This window comes from Salinifilum aidingensis (genome assembly GCF_054782015.1).
Map to the genome: position 1 here is coordinate 309,310 of NZ_BAAGTH010000001.1, position 17,049 is coordinate 326,358.

Consider the following 17,049-nt stretch of genomic DNA (forward strand, 5'->3'; position numbering starts at 1 on the left):
ACGGCGAAAGTCGTTTTCACGGAGCACGATCGACGCACGTTAACAACTCCCCGCGACCCACTTGGTGGGAAAAATCACTCGCGATCCGGACTTCGCAACCGGACGAGCGGATTCCGCACCACTGCGCCGAGCGCGCGCGGGACAATGATCCGCGTGACCACCGACAGCGACGACGCCGACGGCGCCGGGCGCCTCATCGGCGGGCGGTACCGCCTGGACACGCGGCTCGGCCGCGGCTCCATGGGCACCGTGTGGGCCGCCACCGACGAACTGCTGTACCGCCCGGTGGCGGTCAAGGAGATGCGCCTGCCCGAGGGCCTCCCCGAGGAGGAGGCCGCCGAGCTGCGCGAGCGCGCCCTCCGCGAAGCCCGCGCGATCGCGGCGCTGACTCACCCGAACGTGGTGACGCTGTACGACGTGGCCCGCGAGGAGGGCCAACCGTTCGTGGTCATGGAGCTCGCCCCCGCCCAGAGCCTCGCGTCCATCCTCGACGACCACGGTCCCCTCGATGACACCCAGCTGGCCCTCGTCGCCGACGGTGTGGCCGCCGGGCTCGACGCGGCGCACCGGGCCGGGATCGTCCACCGCGACGTCAAACCCGGCAACGTGCTCATCGGGGACGAGGAGCGGGTCAAGCTCACCGACTTCGGCATCGCGCGCAGCCTCAACGACAGCACCATCACCCGGACCGGGACGATGCTGGGCACACCCGCCTACATCGCCCCGGAGACCGCCGAGGGGCACGGTGCGGCGGCGGCAGGCGACCTCTGGGGGCTCGGCGCGACGCTGTACGCCGCGGTCCGGGGAGCACCGCCGTACGACGTCGAGGACGATCCGCTGGAGACGGTCGCCAACGTCGTGCGCGGCCCCGTCCCGGCACCGCCCCGCGAAGGCCCCGTCGGGGAGGTCATCGCGGGCCTCATGGTCAAAGACCCCGGTGCCCGCATGCCGCTGACCGAGGTGCGCCGCCGCCTGCAGCCGCTGCTGCCGGAACCGGGCGCGCACCCGTTCGCGATGCTGCTCGACCCGGACGCGCCGACGGTCCGCTTGGTCCGCGAGCGCGCGCGGAGCGCCACCGAGGACGCGGAGCGCCCCGAGCGGCCGGAGCCCGGGGGCGGTGCGGCGAGCTCCTCCGCGGCGGACGCCCCTCCCAGCGGCGCTTCCCCCGACGGCGGGGGCGGCGACGCCGCCCCGCTGGCCGACAGCCCCGGCGCGCCCCCCTTCCCGCTCACCCCGCAGCGCCCGCGCCGCTCCCGGTGGCGCACGGCGGTGCTGGCCTGCTCCGCGGTGCTCGTGTTCGCGGTGGCCGCGGCGGCCGGTTTCGCCGGCACCCGCGCGGTCGCCGGGGTCCCCGTGCTGCCACCGAGCCTGAGCAGCAACACTGTGGACCGACCACCCGCGCTCGGCACGCTCATGCCGTACTCGGACAACGCCAAGCACACCTCGGCGCCCTCCGGCGGCCGCTTCTCGCTGAGCGTGCCCGAGGGCTGGGAGGTGTTCCACTACGAGGGGCGCGAATTCGCCCCGAACAAGACCATCTCGTTCGTCTCCCCCGACGGGACGGTCGAGCTGGCGGTCCAGCGGTTCGGCGGGTTCCTCGCGACCGAGCGCTCCACAACGGACTACCTGCGGCGGCTGCCGGAGCTGGCCGGCGGCTCCCCGCAGGAGTTCGAGCTGCTCTCGGACACCGCGGAGCCCGGGGGCAACGCCCACCAGGTGCGCTACACGACGACCGAGCGCGGCGCCGGGGACGAGCGGATGCGGCGCAGCTCGATCGCGGAGGTGCTGCAGCGGGGGGAAGACCTGTGGATCGTCCGCGTGACCGCACCGGAGCACTTCGCCAAGACCGGCCGCGAACTGTTCGCCGCCGTGCTGCCCGGCTTCCGCACCGCGCAGTGACCCGCGGCAGGAGTCCGACCGGTCCCCGGCACCTCGTTCCCGGGGAGCTGTTCCCCGGCAGTGCTGCGCACGTGGGCTCTGTTCCCCCGGGCTCTGTTCCCCCGGGCTGGGCGGCCCGCCCGACGCGCCGGGACGCGTCGGGTGCGGCCAAGCACACGACCGGCAAGCCGCGCGGCCACTAAGCTGCGGGGCGTGACTGCTTCGAACGCTGACACCACCGCCCTCGAGCCCGCGGACGTCGCCCGGCGCGCCGCGGACGCGCTCGCCGAACGCACCGGCACCCCGCAGCACGACATCGCGGTCGTGCTCGGCTCCGGGTGGCAACCGGCCGCCGAGCAGATCGGCACCCCGGCCGCCGAGATCGGCATGGAGGAGCTGCCCGGCTTCGCCGCACCGACCGCGGTCGGGCACAGCGGCAGGGCCTGGTCCGTGCCCGTCGCCGGCAAGCGGGTGCTCGTGCTGCTCGGGCGCACCCACCTGTACGAAGGCCGCGGCGTCGACCCCGTCGCGCACGGCGTGCGCACCGCAGCGGCCGCCGGGTGCCGGACCGTCGTGCTCACCAACGCGGCCGGCGGGCTGCGGGAGGGCTTCGACGTCGGCCAGCCCGTGCTGATCAGCGACCACATCAACCTCACCGCGCGCTCACCGCTGGTGGGGGCGGAGTTCGTCGACCTCACCGACCTGTACTCACCGCGGTTGCGCGCCCGCGCGACCGAGATCGACCCCTCCCTCGCCGAGGGCGTCTACGCCGGTGTCGTCGGACCGCACTTCGAGACCCCGGCGGAGATCGGCATGTTCCAGCAGCTCGGCATCGACCTCGTCGGCATGTCGACCGTGCTGGAAGCGATCGCCGCCCGCGCTGCGGGACTCGAGGTGTTCGGGCTGTCCCTGGTCACGAACCTCGCCGCGGGGCTCAGCGGTCAGCCGCTGGACCACGAGGAGGTCCTCGAAGCCGGCCGGGCCTCGGCCGCGAGGATGGGGCAGCTCCTGCGCTCCCTCGCGGAAACCGCTTAGGGAGCCCCGGAGCACGGGAACGAACCGGGGTGGGGACATTGGCCATGGACGCAACGATCAGGCAAACTGCGCGGGAGTGGGTCGCCAACGACGTCGATCCACTCTCGCGCGAGCAGCTCGACGACCTGCTCGCGCGGTCCGACGCCGGTTCGGTGGAGGCCGCGCAGGAGCTGACCGAGCGCATGTCCGGGCTGCCCCGCTTCGGCACCGCGGGGATGCGCGCGCCCGTGCGGGCCGGCGCCAACGGCATGAACCGCTCCGTGGTGATCCGCACCACGGCGGGGCTCGCGGACTGGCTGCGGCGCGCGGAACCGGGCGGGCTGGTCTTCGTCGGGCGCGACGCCCGGCACGGTTCAGAGGCGTTCGCGCGGGAAGCCGCGGCGGTGCTCGCCGCGGCGGGCTTCGACGCGCGACTGCTCGCCGATCCCCTGCCCACCCCGGTGCTGGCCCACGTGACGCGGGCGCGCGGGGCCGCGGCCGGCATCCAGATCACCGCCTCGCACAACCCGCCCGCGGACAACGGGTACAAGCTCTACCTGCGCGGCGGGGTGCAGCCGGTCGCCCCCACCGACGCGGAGATCGAGAACGGGATCGCGGCGTCCGCGCCGGCCGCAGCCGTGCCCCGCGCGGACACGTGGCAGTGGTGCACCGACGCGCTGGAGGGCTACCTCGACCGCGTGATCCACCTGACGCGCCGGACCGACCGGTCCGCAGCGCCGCGGGTCGCGGCGACCGCGCTGCACGGCGTGGGGGCCGGGCCGCTGCGCGAGGCGCTGCGGCGCTGCGGGGTCGGCGACGTGTCGTTCGTGCCCGAGCAGGAGCACCCGGACCCCGAGTTCCCGACCGTGAACTTCCCGAACCCGGAAGAACCGGGAGCGACCGATGCCCTGCTGCGGCACGCGCAGGGCAGCGCGGCGGACCTCGCGATCGCGCTCGATCCGGACGCGGACCGCTGCGCGCTCGGCGTGGCCGACGGCGGGCGGTGGCGGATGCTGCGCGGCGACGAGACCGGCGTCCTGCTCGGCTGGCACGTCCTGTCCACGTTGGGGGGAGGGCGCGCTCCGGTGCCGCTGGTGGCCAGCACGCTCGTGTCCGCCACGATGCTCGGCCGCATGGCCGAGGACTTCGGCGTGCGCCACGCCGAGACCCCCACCGGGTTCAAGTGGCTGGTCCGCGCCGGCGACGGGCGGGGCACCGGCCTCGTCTACGCCTACGAGGAGGCCCTCGGCCACTGCGTCGACCCCGAGCACGTGCGCGACAAGGACGGGATCTCGGCCGCGGTGCTCTGCTGCGACCTCGCCGCGCGGTTGGCCGCGCAGGGCCGCGGCCTGCCGGACCTGCTGGACGAGCTGTTCCTGCGCTACGGCGTGCACAGCACCGACCAGGTCTCGCTGCGCGTGTCCGACGGCGCCGAGCGCGCGGCGCGGCTGCGCGAGCGGCCACCGGCCGAGCTGGCCGGGACGCCGCTGCGGCTGCGCGATCCGCTCTCCGCCACCGACGCGCTCGTGCTCACCGGCGACGGGGGCACCCGCGTGGTCATCCGGCCCTCCGGGACGGAACCGAAGCTGAAGTGCTACCTGCAGGTGGTGGAGCACCCCGCGCCGGAGGCGCACGCCGGTGACGCGGCCGCGGCGCTCGCGGCGGCGAAGCAGCGCGCGAGCGACCGGCTCGCGCGGCTGGGCACGGCCGTGGCGGAACTGCTCGCACCGGACGAACCGGCGCCGTGACCAGCGCGTCGGTGAGGACCGTGCGCTGATCCGCGCACGCCCCGGTCCGCGCCCCCGCTGATCCACACACTCCCGGTGGGTTGCGCGCTCGCGCGCATCCGCGAGAAGGTCAACAACGTGCCCAGGCTGCTGATCGTGCATCACACCCCGTCGCCGAACCTGCAGTCGATGCTGGAAGCAGTGCTCGACGGGGCGGCCACCGACGAGATCGAGGACGTCGAGGTCGTGCGCAGGGCCGCGTTGGAAGCGACCGCGTCCGACGTGCTCGCAGCCGACGCCTACGTGCTCGGCACACCGGCCAACCTGGGCATGATGAGCGGGGCCCTCAAGGTCTTCTTCGACACCATCTACTACCCGTGCCTGGACTCCACCCGGCAGCGGCCGTACGGCCTGTACGTGCACGGCGGCAGCGACACGACCGGCGCGGTGCGCGGCATCGAATCCATCACCACGGGACTCGACTGGGCGAAGGTCACCGACAACGTGTCCGTCACCGGGGAACCGGACAAGGACGACGCGGAGGCGTGCTGGAACCTGGGTGCCACGGTCGCCGCCTACGCCGCCGGGCTGATGCCGTGACCGCTCCCCACCGCACCCTCCCCGCCGCGCCCGGCCCGGGCGCCGGCGCAGCGCCGCGTCCCGGTGCGCCCGGCCGTCGCCGCCGCTCGCGCACCGTTCCCGGCGAAGCCCGCGATCCCGGCAGCGCTCGCAAACCCGGCGACACCCGCAACCCCGGTGGCACCGGCTCCGCGCGTGCGCGAAAACCGTGGTCACACGGGCAGATTACCCCAGTTGATCTTGGTCGACGTGGAACGAGTAACCTAATCGTGTCGTCAAGGTTCGCCTTGGCGGCCAGTGGGCGCCCTGAGCAGAGCCCGCCTTCCCTCATCACCGTGCGATGTTCAGGGCGCCCCAGTCCGTGGCCACATCGGCCGCCCTCCCCGCAACGCGCGGCCCTCGCGGGGAAGGTGACCGCCGCACCCCGCGCACGCGCGCAACGGTGCGCCACGGTGGGACCACCATCGTCGCAGCCGGGCCCGGAACTCGCGCGTTCCGGCACGCCGGGGACGCACCGAACAGGTCGTTGACCGCGGGAGCGGTCAGTAGCGCGTGCGGCGTCCCTTCCACGCCGTCTTGCCGCGCACGACGCGCACCACGCCGTCGAGCAGGACGCTGCCGAACAGCGTGCCGGACGCCGGGGCCAGCGGGGCGTACCGCGGGTCCGAGCCCATCAGCCGCGCGGTGCGCGCGTGCGCGGCGCTCTGCACGGCCCAGCCCGCAGCTCCCACCGCGGCCAATCCGCGCCGGCGCGTGCCCAACCCGACCAGCGCGGCCGCGGGAGCGGCCAGCGACGCCGCGATCTGCCCGACGCCGATCGCGGTCAGCGCGGGCACCGAACCGCGCGTGCCCGCCACGAAGCTCTTCCGGAACGAACGCCAGCCCTGGCGGAACGGGTCCATGCCGGTGGTGATCGCGTGCCTGCCCGAATCGACCAGCTGCGTCGTGCCCCCGTGGTCGCGCACCCGCGTCGCGATCGCGATGTCCTCGTTGCGCACGGACGCCAGCGCGGACCACCCGCCGATCTTGTCGTAGTGCGAACGTCGCAGCAGGATGCAGTGACCGATCGCGAAGGCCTTGCGGCCCCGCCCGTCCGGCGCCGCGTTCTCCCCGATCAGCTGCAGGCCCGCGGGCATCAGCCAGGGCCAGGTCGCGGAGTGCTGCTCCGGCGGGCTGCCGGGCGTGGACACCAGGTCCGCATCGGCTCCCTCCGCCGTCGACAGCAGGCGGCCGACCAGTTCGGGGCCGAGCTGCATGTCCGCGTCCACGAACATGAGCCACTCGCCGGCCTCCGGCTCGTCCGCGTGCGCGACTCCGGAGTGCATCGCGTGGACCTTGCCGCTCCACCCCTCCGGGAGCTCGTCCAACCGGACCACGCGGACCCGCGGGTCCTCCTCGGCGTGCCGGCGGGCGATCACCGGTGTGTCATCGGTCGAGCTGTCGTCGACGACCACGATGCGCAGCGCGCTCCCCTCGGCACCGGTCCGGCTGCCGTGGGTCTGCTCCCGCAGCGCGCGCACGCACGCGTCCAGCACAGCGGCTTCGTTGCGGGCCGGCACGACAGCGGTGACCTTCGGCGGCAGCGTGCTCGGGGTTCCGGGAGCACCGAGCGGCAGCACCGCACGTACCTGGGACAACGTCCGTGCGTTGCGGTACACCACCCCGGCGGCCGCCGCCCCCAGCAGGCCACGGGCCCCCGCGCGTAAGAAACCGGATTGTCGTGATGTCACCGTGACAGGCTCCCACGAACTCGCCGAGATCTCCGCCCCCCGGTCGTGAATCTCATGCCTCGGGTGCATGACCGCGAGACAACGGCGAACCAACGCAGGCCGCCTCGCGCCGCACGCGGCCACGCGGATCGGGTGGCCGCGTGCTCGGCCGCAGCGCTCCGCCAGGCGAGGCGGCGCAACCGCTTCCGCGCCACGTGCGCAGACCACCCCGTCGGGGGTTCCCCACCCGAACCACGACGTCAACCGATCCGCGGACGCTCAGGTGACGGCGCCGTACTCGCGATCCCCGGCGTCCCCGAGCCCGGGCACGATGAAGCCCTTCTCGTCGAGCCGGTCGTCCACGCTGGCGGTGACGACCCGCAGCGGCAGCTCCGACTCCTCGAGCCGCCGCAGGCCCTCCGGCGCGGCCAGCGTGCAGATCGCGGTGACGTCGCTGGCGCCCCGCTCGACGAGCATGCGGATCGTGTACGCCATCGACCCGCCGGTGGCCAGCATCGGGTCGAGCACGAAAACCGGGCGTCCGGAGAGGTCCGCCGGCAGCGACTCCAGGTACGGCGTCGGCCGCAGCGTCTCCTCGTCGCGGGAGAGCCCGACGAAGCCCATCTGCGCTTCCGGGACCAGGCGGTGCGCCTGGTCCGCCATCCCGAGTCCCGCCCGCAGCACGGGGACGAACAGCGGCGGCTCGGCCAGCGCGTACCCGCTGGTGCGCGTGATCGGCGTCTCGACGTCGTAAGTGGCCACCTCGGCCTCGCGGGTGGCCTCGTACAGCAGCATGAGCGTCAGTTCCTGCAGCGCCGCGCGGAACGCGGCGCTGTTGGTGCGCACGTCGCGCATCGTGCTCAAGCGCGCCTTGGCGAGGGGGTGGTCGATGACCCGGACATCCATGAATACCTACGGTAACCGGAGGTGCGGCGCGCACGACGGACCGGCGGCGCGGGCGTGGCCTCCGTCGCACCACCGCCCCGCGGGGACACCGCGGGGCGGAGCGCTCGGCTCCGCCCCGCTCCCCTCCCCCGGTCAGCGCGCCTGTCGCACGCACGTGCGCATCGCCGCGACCGCAGCGGAGATCTCCTCCTCCGAGACGGTCAGCGGAGGACGCCACCGCACGGAATCCGGCCCGCTGGGCAGGAAGAGCGTGCGACAGCGCCGCCGGGCCTCGGCGATCACGCGGTCCCGCACGGTGCGGTCGTGAAAGCCGATGGCGCACATGAGACCACGACCGCGCGGGTGCCGCAGCACGGCGGGGAACTCCGCGGCGAGCTCGTGCAGCTCGTTCCGCAGCACCTCCCCCATCCGGGCGGCGTGGTCGAACAACCCCTCGCGTTCGATCGTCCGCAGGATGTGCGTGCCCCGCACCATGTCGACCAGCGAACCGCCCCAGGTCGAGCTGATCCGGCTGGGTTCCCGGAACGCGTTGTCCTCGACCTCCAGCACGCGGCGTCCACCCTGGACACCGCAGACCTGCATGCGCTTGCCGAAGGCGATGAGGTCGGGACGCAGGTCGAGGTCCACCGACACCCAGGGCGCCCCGGCGGCGGCCCCCGTCTGCACCTCGTCGGCGACGGTGAGCACGTCGTACTCCGCGCACAGCTCCCGCACCTCCCGCAGGAACCGGGAGCGCAGGTGCCGGTCGCCGCCCTCGCCCTGGACGGGTTCGTAGACGAAGCAGGCGATCTCCGCACCGTGGCGCTCCAGTTCGGCGCGCGCCTGCTCGAGCGCGGCGGTCTCGGCGGGCAGCAGTCCGGGGGTGTCCCACTCCGCCGCGGACGCGGTCGGGGCGGGGATCCGCGGCCAGTCGAACTTGGGGTAGTCGCGGACCTTCGCCGGTTCGGTGTTGGTCAGCGACATCGTGTACCCGCTGCGGCCGTGGAACGCGTGCTGCAGGTGCAGCACCCGGTGCCCGCGCGCGGCCACGCCGGCGCGCGCGTTGCGCTTCGTCTTCCAGTCGAACGCGATCTTGAGGGCGTTCTCCACCGCGAGCGTGCCGCTGTCGATGAAGAACAGCAGCGGCAGCTCGGGGTCGCCGGCGACGCGGCGGAAGGCCTCGGCGAACTCCGCCTGCTCGACCGTGGCGAAGTCCGGATTGGACGGTTTCGTGCGCGCGGCCCGCAGCAGCGCCCGTTCGCACGAGGCCTCGCGCAGCGCCGGGTGCCCGTGCCCGAGCGGCGCGGAGCTGAAGTACATCGTCATGTCGAGGTACTCGGTGCCGTCGCGGGCGTCGGAGAAGCGGCATCCGCTGCCGGAGTCCAGGTCGACGACGATGTCGAGCAGATCGCCGGTGACGCTGGCGCGCAGGTCCTGCACCGCGTGCGCGGCGGTGACCGCGCCGCCCTCCCGGGGATCCGGCACCGCGGCGCCCGCGCTGCGCGCCTCGGCGCTCGCGCCGGCGCTGCCGGCTCCGGGGTGGTCGTGCCGTGTCGTGGCGTCGCGCGCCGTGTCGTCCCGCAGGGTCATCTCCGGCCTCCCGAGCACGCCGAGGGAACGGTTTTCCCTTCCGCACCTACTGTAGCTCAATGATATCCTGCAAAACACAGGAAAACCAGGAAAATTTCCTACTCGGTAGCGCATCAGCCGGAAGGAGGACCCCGGCAGAGCCCGGTGGCGACCCCGCTCCCCTCCGCGGCGGGGTGGAGCCCGCCGACCGCGGCGGCCCTCCGCGCCGGAGCCGTCCGGCGTCCACAGTGCTCGGACGTGCGACGTCCGCGGTCCGGCGGAAACCCCGCGCAGCTCGTACGATCCGGGCGTGCGTTCTCCAGTTCGGAGCCGGCACCACCGTCGGAGGGAGCTGCCATGACGAGTGGCACCGCACGCGAGAGCAACGGCCCCCGGCGCGCCAGCGGAAGCGGCCTCGTCATCGGCGCGTCGATCATCGCGGCGTTCGGCGGGTTGCTGTTCGGCTACGACACCGGCGTCATCTCGGCGGCCATCCTCTACATCCGACCGGAGTTCGGATTCGGCGACTCCACGCAGGAAGTCGTGACCGCCTCGATCCTCGTCGGCGCGGTCATCGGCGTGCTCATCGGCGGCCCCGTGTCCGACCGGGCGGGACGCCGCAACACCCTCATCGCCGTGACCGTGCTGTTCATCCTGGCCACGCTGGCCTGCGCGCTGGCACCGAACGTGGCGTTCCTGGTGGCGTCCCGCGGATTCCTCGGCGTGGCCATCGGGATCTCCTCGCTCGTCGTCCCCGGCTACATCGCCGAGATGGCGCCACCGCACCGGCGGGGCACGCTCGTGTCGCTGCACCAGTTCATGGTCACCGTCGGCATCCTCGTCTCGTACGTCGTCGGCTACGGCCTGTCCCACACCGGCGCGTGGCGGTGGATGCTCGGCGTGGCCGTGCTGCCCGCCGTGGCCATGTTCCTCGGTCTGCTGCGACTACCGGAGAGCCCGCGCTGGCTGATCACGCACGGCCGGCAGGACGAAGCGCGGGCCGTGCTCGCCCGCACCCGGCCGCCCGAGCACGTCGAGTCCGAGCTCACCGAGATCCGCGACACGGTGCGGGCCGAGGGGCGCATCACCTACCGCGAACTGCTCGGGCCGCGCTACCGCCGGTGGGTCTCCGTCGGCGTCGCCGCCGCCGGCGGCAGCCAGGTCGTCGGGGTGAACGCGATCATCTACTACGCGCCCACGATCCTCACCGACGCCGGATTCGGCGATGCGGGCGCGATCCTGGCCTCGGTGGGCATCGGCACGCTCAACGTGCTGTTCACGATCTTCGCGCTGGTGTTCATCGACCGGCTCGGGCGGCGCCCGCTCATCCTCGGCGGCACGGTCGTGATCATCGCCGCCCTGGCCTTCATCGGCCTGCTGTTCACCCAGCCGGTGCAAGGCACGGTCGCCGTGCTGCTCATCGCCGCGCTGATCGTCTACCAGTCGGCGTTCGCCTGCAGCCTCGGCATCGCGATCTGGCTGGTCAACAGCGAGATCTTCCCGAGCAGCGTGCGCGGCAAGGCGGGTTCGTTCGGCATCGTCTCGCACTGGGCGCTGAACTTCGTCGTGTCCGTCTCGGTGCTCACGCTCATCGGCCTGTTCGGCGGACCCGCCGGGGTGTTCTGGCTCTACGGCGTGCTCGGGCTGTTCGTGCTGATCTACCTCTACCGCTGGCTGCCGGAGACGAAGAACCGCACGCTCGAGGACATCGAGACCGAGCTCACCAGCCGCACCGGACGCCAGCGGGCCCGCCGCGAGGCGTGACCACCGCAGCGGCCGGGCTGGCGAGCACCGATCCGCACGGCTTCCCTCAACGCGCCGCGGAAGCCGGCACCGCCGGACGCGGCTCGCTCGGGGCGGCACCGGCCTCCGCCCGGCCCGCGGCGCTGCGGAACCGCCGCAGGCGCAGGCTGTTGCTGACCACGAACACCGAGCTGAAGGCCATCGCCGCCCCGGCGATCATCGGGTTGAGCAGTCCGGCCGCGGCCAGCGGCAGCGCCGCCGTGTTGTAGGCGAACGCCCAGAACAGGTTGCCCTTGATCGTGCCGAGCGTGCGGCGCGACAGCCGGATCGCGTCCACCGCGGCCCGCAGGTCGCCCCGCACCAGCGTGAGGTCGCCGGCCTCGATGGCGACATCGGTGCCCGTGCCCATCGCGAGGCCGAGATCGGCCTGCGCCAGGGCCGCGGCGTCGTTGACCCCGTCGCCGACCACGGCCACCGCGCGGCCCCCGGCCTGCAGCTGCGCGACCGCGTCCACCTTGTCCTGCGGCAGCACTTCGGCGCGCACGTCGTCGATGCCGACGCCTTCGGCGATGGTCCGCGCGGCCGCCTCGTTGTCCCCGGTCAGCAGCACGGGGTGCAGTCCCAGCCCGCGCAGGGAGCGCACGGCCTCGGCCGAGGTCGGCTTGACCGCGTCGGCGACGACGAGCACCCCGCGGGCGAGGCCGTCGGCGGCCACGAGCACCGCGGTGGCGCCGCGCCGCTCGGCGGCCTCCCTGGCCGCGGTGAGCTCCGCGGGCACGGTGATGCTCCACCGCTCCAGCAGGGCCTGCCGACCGACGAGGACGGCGTGCCCGTCGACGATCCCGCGGACGCCGAGGCCCGCCTCGTTGCCGAACTCCTCGACCTCGCCGAGCCGGCCGGTTCGCTCGGCGGCATCGCGCGCGACCGCCTGCGCGACCGGGTGCTCCGAACCGCTCTCGACCGCGCCGGCGAGGGCCAGCACCTCCTCCTCGGAGCTGCCGGCGGTGGTGTGCACGCCGGTCAGCTCCATCCGCCCGCTGGTGACGGTGCCGGTCTTGTCCAGCACGACCGTGTCGACGCGGCGGGTGGACTCGAGCACCTCCGGGCCCTTGATGAGGATGCCGAGCTGGGCGCCCCGACCGGTGCCGACGAGCAGCGCCGTCGGCGTGGCCAGCCCGAGCGCGCACGGGCAGGCGATGATGAGCACGGCCACCGCCGCGGTGAACGCCTGCACCGGCCCGCCGGTGACCAGCCAGAACACGAGCGTGCCGAGCGCCAGGGCCAGCACGATCGGCACGAACACGGCGGAGATGCGGTCGGCGAGCCGCTGCACCTGCGCCTTGCCGCTCTGGGCGTCCTCGACGAGCCGCGCCATCTGGGCCAGGCGCGTGTCCGCGCCGACGCGGGTGGCGCGCACGACCAGCCGCCCGCCCGCGTTCACCGTCGCGCCGACGACCTCATCGCCGGGGCCCACTTCGACGGGCACGGACTCGCCGGTGAGCATGCCCGCGTCCACGGCCGAGGAGCCCTCGGTGACGACGCCGTCGGTGGCGATCTTCTCGCCGGGCCGGACGACGAAGACGTCGTCGACGCGCAGCTGCTCGACGGGCAGGCGGTGCTCCTCGCCGCCGCGCAGCACGGCGACGTCCTTGGCGCCCATGTCCAGCAGTTTGCGCAGCGCCGCACCGGAGCTGCGCTTGGACCGCGCCTCGAAGTACCGGCCGGCGAGCACGAACGTGGTCACGCCCGCGGCGACTTCGAGGTAGATCGCGCCACCGCCCTCGCCGCGCTGCACGGACAGCTCGAACGCGTGGGTCATGCCGATCTCCCCGGCGCTGCCGAACACGAGCGCGTACAGCGACCAGCCGAACGCGGCGAGCGTGCCCATCGAGATGAGCGTGTCCATCGTGACCGCGCCGTGCCGCAGGTTCGTCCACGTGGCGCTGTGGAACGGCAGCGCGCCCCACAGCACGACGGGCGCGGCCAGCACCAGCGAGACCCACTGCCAGGCGGGGAACTGCCACGCGGGGACCATCGCCAGCGCGATGACCGGCACGGACAGGACCGCGGAGACGAGCACGCGGGTGCGCAGCGCGGTCAGGCGCCGTTGCTCGGCCTGCTCGGCCTCCTGCTCCGGCGCGGGCAGGCGGGCGCCGTAGCCCGCGGCTTCGACGGCGCGGATGAGCTCGTCGTCGCCGACCGCGGCGGGGCGCTGCACCTTCGCCTTCTCGGTGGCGTAGTTGACGCTGGCCTCGACGCCGTCGAGCTTGTTCAGCTTGCGCTCCACCCGCGCGGCGCACGAAGCGCAGGTCATCCCTTCGATCGCCAGTTCCACGCCGGTCTGCTCGGAACCGGCTCCTCCGGGGTGCGGCATCGCCCGACTCCCTCCGCAGCGGTTGCGACACACCTGAATTTATACCCTAGGGGGGTAGGGTGTCAAAGTCGCCGCAGTGCCGCGACCTTGTCGCGCCGCCTCGCCGAGGAGTACGGTTTTCGCGAATGGAAAACCACATTGTTCGCACAGATTCTCCACGGGCACCGCGACCACGCGCCCCCGCCAGCCGGCCGCGGCGCCGGCAGGTCCGCTGATCACTCGGCAGGCGGCCCCGCACGAGGGATATGTCCATTCCGCGGGAATGCGCACACCGGGGGCGGGTGGGAGCGGCGGCCGCGGAGCACGCGGGAGGGTCTGGCGCCGGCGGAGCTCGCGCCAGCCCCGGCGAGAAGGCCCCAGCAGAAGCCGCCGGCAAGAAGGCCCCGGGCAGAGGAAGGCAGGGAGGCGGTATGCCCGCCAAGTTCACCGCGGAGGAGCGCGAACGCGTCACCGCGGAGCTGCTCTCCGCCGGCTACGAGCTGTTCACCACGCAGGGCCTGCGCAAGACCTCCCTGGAGGAACTCGCCGGCCGCGCGGGCATCGCCAAGAGCAGCTTCTACGCGTTCTTCGACTCGAAGGAGCAGCTCTACCTGGAGCTGATGCTCCGCCAGGCACCGCAGGTCGCCGAACGCGCCCTCGGCGACCTGCAGCAGGTCGGCGACGCGCGCACCGGCCTGGTGCGCATCCTCACCGGCAGCCGCGAGACCACCGCGAACGATCCGCTCTACCGGCGGCTGCTCACGCACCCCGACGAGCTCGAAGCCGTGCGCCGGCGCGTCGGCGCCGACGAGGCCGAACGGGTGCGGCCCCACCTCCTGCAGCCCGTCCTCGACTTCATCACCCGCTGGCAGCGGTGCGGGCAGCTGGTCGACGCCGATCCCGAGCTCGTGTTCGGCGTCATCCGCGCCGCCGGGCTCATCGCCGCGCACCGCGAGGAGTTCGGCGAGCACTACGAGGCGGTCGCGCAGCTGCTCACCGACGTGGTCGCCACCGGACTGACCACAGCGCACCACGAGAACGCCGCGCACCGCGAGGACACAGCGCACCACGAGGACGCCGAATGACACGGGACACGAGCGACCACGCCCCCGCCGGGAACACCTCCACCGGGCGCGCCCCCGCCGGGAACACCCCCGCCGGGTACCCCTCCGCCGAGCAGCGGTCCGCGGCGGCGGAGCCGACCGAGGCCGTGTCCGTGCAGGACCTGACCTACACCTACGCGGGTTCGTCCGAGCCCGCCGTGCGCGGCATGGACTTCACCGTTGGGCCGGGCGAGGTCTTCGGCTTCCTCGGACCGAGCGGGGCCGGGAAGTCCACGACGCAGAAGATCCTCATCGGACTGCTGACGGGGCACGGCGGTCGCGTGTCGGTGCTGGGAGCGGATCCGGCCGCGGCGGGCCAGGACCACTACCGCAACATCGGCGTGTCCTTCGAACTGCCCAACCACTACCAGAAGCTGACCGCGCTGGAGAACCTGGAGCTCTTCGCGCAGCTGCACGACGGCGCCGCCACCGACCCGCGCGAGCTGCTGGACGCCGTCGGGCTGGCCGCGGACGCGCGCACGAAGGTCGGCCGGTTCTCCAAGGGCATGCAGGTGCGGCTGGGGTTCGCCCGCGCCCTGCTGCACGGGCCGGCCCTGCTGTTCCTCGACGAGCCCACCTCCGGGTTGGACCCGCGCAACGCGCGCCGGATCCTAGACCTGGTGCTCGAGCAGAAGGCCCGCGGCACGACGGTCTTCCTCACCACGCACGACATGGCCACCGCCGACGAGCTCTGCGACCGCGTGGCCTTCGTCGTCGACGGCCGCATCGCCGCGCTGGACGCGCCCAAGGAGCTGAAGGTCGCCCGCAGCCAGCGCGCGGTGCGGGTGGAGTACCGCACCGGGTCCGGCGAGCTCGCCGCGGCGGAGTTCGACCTGGACGGGCTCGCCGATGACGCCGCGTTCCGGGAGCTGGTGCGCACGCAGCGCGTGGAAACGCTGCACAGCCAGGAGGCCACCCTCGACGACGTGTTCGTCGAAACGACCGGGAGGAGCCTGCGATGACCACCGCCGCACTCGCGCCCCGCGCAGCTCTCCGCCGGTTCGGCACCGCGCTGCGGCTGGAGCTGCGGCTGCAGTACCGCTACCGGTTCCTGCACGCCGGGGTGTTCTCCGGACTGCTGTGGTTGGCGATCCTGCTGCCGATGCCGCGGGACCTGCGCTCGCTGGCCGAGCCGTACGTGATCCTCGGCGACCTGTCCATCGTCGGCTTCTTCTTCATCGCCGGTGCGGTGTTCTTCGAGAAGGGCGAACGCACGGTGCACGCCCTGGTCGTCACACCGCTGCGGTTCAGCGAGTACCTGGCGTCCAAAGTGGTCCTGCTGACAGCTCTGTCCACAGTGCTCGCCCTCGTGGTCGCGACGGTCGCGCACGGGCCCGGCTACCACCCCGCCCCGCTCGTGGCCGGCGCGGTGCTCGGGACGGTGATCATGCTGCTGGTGAGCTTCGCCAGCTCGATGCCGTTCGCCTCCGTCAGCGACTGGTACCTGCCGTCGATGCTGCCGCTGGCGCTGTGCACCCTGCCGATCTTCCCCTACTCCGGGGTGTGGCAGAGCTGGTGGTTCGCGCTCATCCCGACCTACGGGCCGCTGCACCTGCTCGGCGCGGCGTTCGACCAGGTCGCCCTGCCACCGGGGGTGGTCGCCTACGCGCTGCTCTACCCCGTGGTCTGCGCCGCGGTGCTGTGGTGGTTCGCCGGGCGCTTGTTCACCCGCTGCGTCGTCGCGCGCTCGGGAGGTGTGTGATGGCCAGCGCCTTCGCCGTCCTCGGACGCAACGACCTCCGCGGCATCCGGCGGGAACCGCTGCTCATCGCCGTCGTGCTGGCCCCGCTGGGCTGGATCGCGCTGCTCCGCTTCGGCACGCCGCCCGTGGCCGCGGCCGTGCACGCGCGCTACGGCCTGGACCTCGCGCCGTACCACCCGCTGATCCTGACGGCGTTCCTGCTGCTGACCAGCCCGGTCGTGGTCGGCGGCCTCACGGGGATGCTCGTGCTGGACGAGCGCGACTCCGGCACGCTCACCGCGCTGCGCGTCACCCCGGTGCCGCTCCTCCGGGTGGTGGCCTACCGCGCGGTGACGGCGTTGCTGCTGACCGCGCTGTACACGGTCGCGACGATGGCCGCCAGCGGCATGCTGCCCGCGGAGCAGCTGCCCGGGCTCGCCGTCATCGGCCTGGGCAACGGCCTGTGCGGAGTCATGTTCGCACTGCTGGTCCTGGCGCTGGCGCGGAACAAGGTGGAGGGGCTGGCGGTCATGCGCGGCGTGGCGATCGTGCTCGCGGGTCTGCCGCTGATCGGCTACTTCCTCGACTCGCCGTGGCAGCTCGCGCTCGGGGTCATCCCCACCTACTGGCCGGCCCAGGCGTACTGGACCCTGTCCGAGGGCGGCCAGTGGTGGCCCCACGTCCTCGGCGGCCTCGCGGTCAACGGCGTGCTGGCCCTGCTGCTGTACCGGCGTTTCGCGCGGAGCGTGTGACCCGCCGCGGAGCAGCGCACCGGGGTGCGGAGGGGCGCAGGTGCCGCCGCGCGAGA

The 17,049-nt window shown here is 73.5% G+C and carries 13 protein-coding genes; 9 read left to right on the forward strand and 4 right to left on the reverse strand.

From position 1 onward, the window contains the following. Window positions 1-144: 144 nt before the first annotated feature. The 4 genes from ACYVJE_RS01485 (at window position 145) to ACYVJE_RS01500 (ending at window position 5,219) form a co-directional block, all read left to right on the forward strand. Window positions 145-1,899: a serine/threonine-protein kinase gene (locus ACYVJE_RS01485; protein ID WP_461142907.1), complete on the forward strand. Its 1,755-nt coding sequence runs from the start codon at window positions 145-147 to the stop codon at window positions 1,897-1,899. Between the two features lie 192 nt (window positions 1,900-2,091). After that, window positions 2,092-2,913, forward strand: coding sequence for a purine-nucleoside phosphorylase (locus tag ACYVJE_RS01490; RefSeq protein WP_459158323.1), 822 nt, complete (start codon window positions 2,092-2,094; stop codon window positions 2,911-2,913). Between the two features lie 44 nt (window positions 2,914-2,957). Continuing rightward, entirely contained in the window at window positions 2,958-4,640 is a 1,683-nt protein-coding gene (locus ACYVJE_RS01495) for a phospho-sugar mutase (RefSeq protein WP_461142908.1), read from the forward strand. Window positions 4,641-4,757: 117 nt separating this feature from the next. Beyond that, the gene (locus ACYVJE_RS01500) at window positions 4,758-5,219 is read left to right on the forward strand and encodes a flavodoxin family protein (protein WP_459159904.1); all 462 of its coding nucleotides are present in this window, start codon (window positions 4,758-4,760) and stop codon (window positions 5,217-5,219) included. Between the two features lie 521 nt (window positions 5,220-5,740). Here the strand turns inward: ACYVJE_RS01500 and ACYVJE_RS01505 are convergent. The 3 genes from ACYVJE_RS01505 to lat all read right to left on the reverse strand — a co-directional run bounded on the left by ACYVJE_RS01505 (window position 5,741) and on the right by lat (window position 9,382). Further along, entirely contained in the window at window positions 5,741-6,928 is a 1,188-nt protein-coding gene (locus ACYVJE_RS01505) for a glycosyltransferase family 2 protein (protein ID WP_461142909.1), read from the reverse strand. A gap of 258 nt (window positions 6,929-7,186) precedes the next feature. Further along, window positions 7,187-7,813 (reverse strand): uracil phosphoribosyltransferase, encoded by a 627-nt coding sequence (upp, locus tag ACYVJE_RS01510; RefSeq protein ID WP_461142910.1) that lies wholly within the window; start codon window positions 7,811-7,813, stop codon window positions 7,187-7,189. A gap of 132 nt (window positions 7,814-7,945) precedes the next feature. Continuing rightward, window positions 7,946-9,382 (reverse strand): L-lysine 6-transaminase, encoded by a 1,437-nt coding sequence (lat, locus tag ACYVJE_RS01515; protein ID WP_461142911.1) that lies wholly within the window; start codon window positions 9,380-9,382, stop codon window positions 7,946-7,948. 336 nt (window positions 9,383-9,718) lie between these two features. On the opposite strand from lat, the gene ACYVJE_RS01520 reads away from it, so the two are divergent. Then, window positions 9,719-11,125 carry a sugar porter family MFS transporter gene (locus tag ACYVJE_RS01520; RefSeq protein WP_461142912.1) on the forward strand — a complete coding sequence of 469 codons (1,407 nt, stop codon included), beginning with the start codon at window positions 9,719-9,721 and terminating at the stop codon, window positions 11,123-11,125. Window positions 11,126-11,171: 46 nt separating this feature from the next. On the opposite strand, the gene ACYVJE_RS01525 is transcribed toward ACYVJE_RS01520, so the two are convergent. Then, entirely contained in the window at window positions 11,172-13,478 is a 2,307-nt protein-coding gene (locus ACYVJE_RS01525) for a heavy metal translocating P-type ATPase (protein ID WP_461142913.1), read from the reverse strand. 410 nt (window positions 13,479-13,888) lie between these two features. Here ACYVJE_RS01525 and ACYVJE_RS01530 point away from each other — a divergent pair, with 410 nt between their 5' ends. Genes ACYVJE_RS01530 through ACYVJE_RS01545 form a run of 4 tightly spaced genes read left to right on the forward strand, consistent with a single transcriptional unit; the run spans window position 13,889 to window position 16,993 of the window. After that, the gene (locus ACYVJE_RS01530) at window positions 13,889-14,542 is read left to right on the forward strand and encodes a TetR/AcrR family transcriptional regulator (protein ID WP_461142914.1); all 654 of its coding nucleotides are present in this window, start codon (window positions 13,889-13,891) and stop codon (window positions 14,540-14,542) included. After that, complete coding sequence (locus ACYVJE_RS01535; RefSeq protein ID WP_461142915.1) at window positions 14,539-15,522, forward strand: ABC transporter ATP-binding protein; 984 nt, start codon at window positions 14,539-14,541, stop codon at window positions 15,520-15,522. Before ACYVJE_RS01530 ends, ACYVJE_RS01535 begins: the two co-directional genes overlap by 4 nt. Next, window positions 15,519-16,262, forward strand: coding sequence for a fluoroquinolone export ABC transporter permease subunit (locus tag ACYVJE_RS01540; protein ID WP_461142916.1), 744 nt, complete (start codon window positions 15,519-15,521; stop codon window positions 16,260-16,262). Before ACYVJE_RS01535 ends, ACYVJE_RS01540 begins: the two co-directional genes overlap by 4 nt. After that, the gene (locus ACYVJE_RS01545; RefSeq protein ID WP_461142917.1) at window positions 16,262-16,993 is read left to right on the forward strand and encodes an ABC transporter permease; all 732 of its coding nucleotides are present in this window, start codon (window positions 16,262-16,264) and stop codon (window positions 16,991-16,993) included. Before ACYVJE_RS01540 ends, ACYVJE_RS01545 begins: the two co-directional genes overlap by 1 nt. The last annotated feature ends 56 nt before the right edge of the window (window positions 16,994-17,049 follow it).

Bases quoted from the DNA above. Each gene is read 5' to 3' on its own strand.
- ACYVJE_RS01485 (WP_461142907.1), top strand. From the start codon at position 145: ATGATCCGCGTGACCACCGACAGCGACGACGCCGACGGCGCCGGGCGC.
- ACYVJE_RS01495 (WP_461142908.1), top strand. From the start codon at position 2,958: ATGGACGCAACGATCAGGCAAACTGCGCGGGAGTGGGTCGCCAACGAC.
- upp (WP_461142910.1), bottom strand. From the start codon at position 7,813: ATGGATGTCCGGGTCATCGACCACCCCCTCGCCAAGGCGCGCTTGAGC.
- lat (WP_461142911.1), bottom strand. From the start codon at position 9,382: ATGACCCTGCGGGACGACACGGCGCGCGACGCCACGACACGGCACGAC.
- ACYVJE_RS01520 (WP_461142912.1), top strand. From the start codon at position 9,719: ATGACGAGTGGCACCGCACGCGAGAGCAACGGCCCCCGGCGCGCCAGC.
- ACYVJE_RS01525 (WP_461142913.1), bottom strand. From the start codon at position 13,478: ATGCCGCACCCCGGAGGAGCCGGTTCCGAGCAGACCGGCGTGGAACTG.
- ACYVJE_RS01530 (WP_461142914.1), top strand. From the start codon at position 13,889: ATGCCCGCCAAGTTCACCGCGGAGGAGCGCGAACGCGTCACCGCGGAG.
- ACYVJE_RS01535 (WP_461142915.1), top strand. From the start codon at position 14,539: ATGACACGGGACACGAGCGACCACGCCCCCGCCGGGAACACCTCCACC.
- ACYVJE_RS01540 (WP_461142916.1), top strand. From the start codon at position 15,519: ATGACCACCGCCGCACTCGCGCCCCGCGCAGCTCTCCGCCGGTTCGGC.
- ACYVJE_RS01545 (WP_461142917.1), top strand. From the start codon at position 16,262: ATGGCCAGCGCCTTCGCCGTCCTCGGACGCAACGACCTCCGCGGCATC.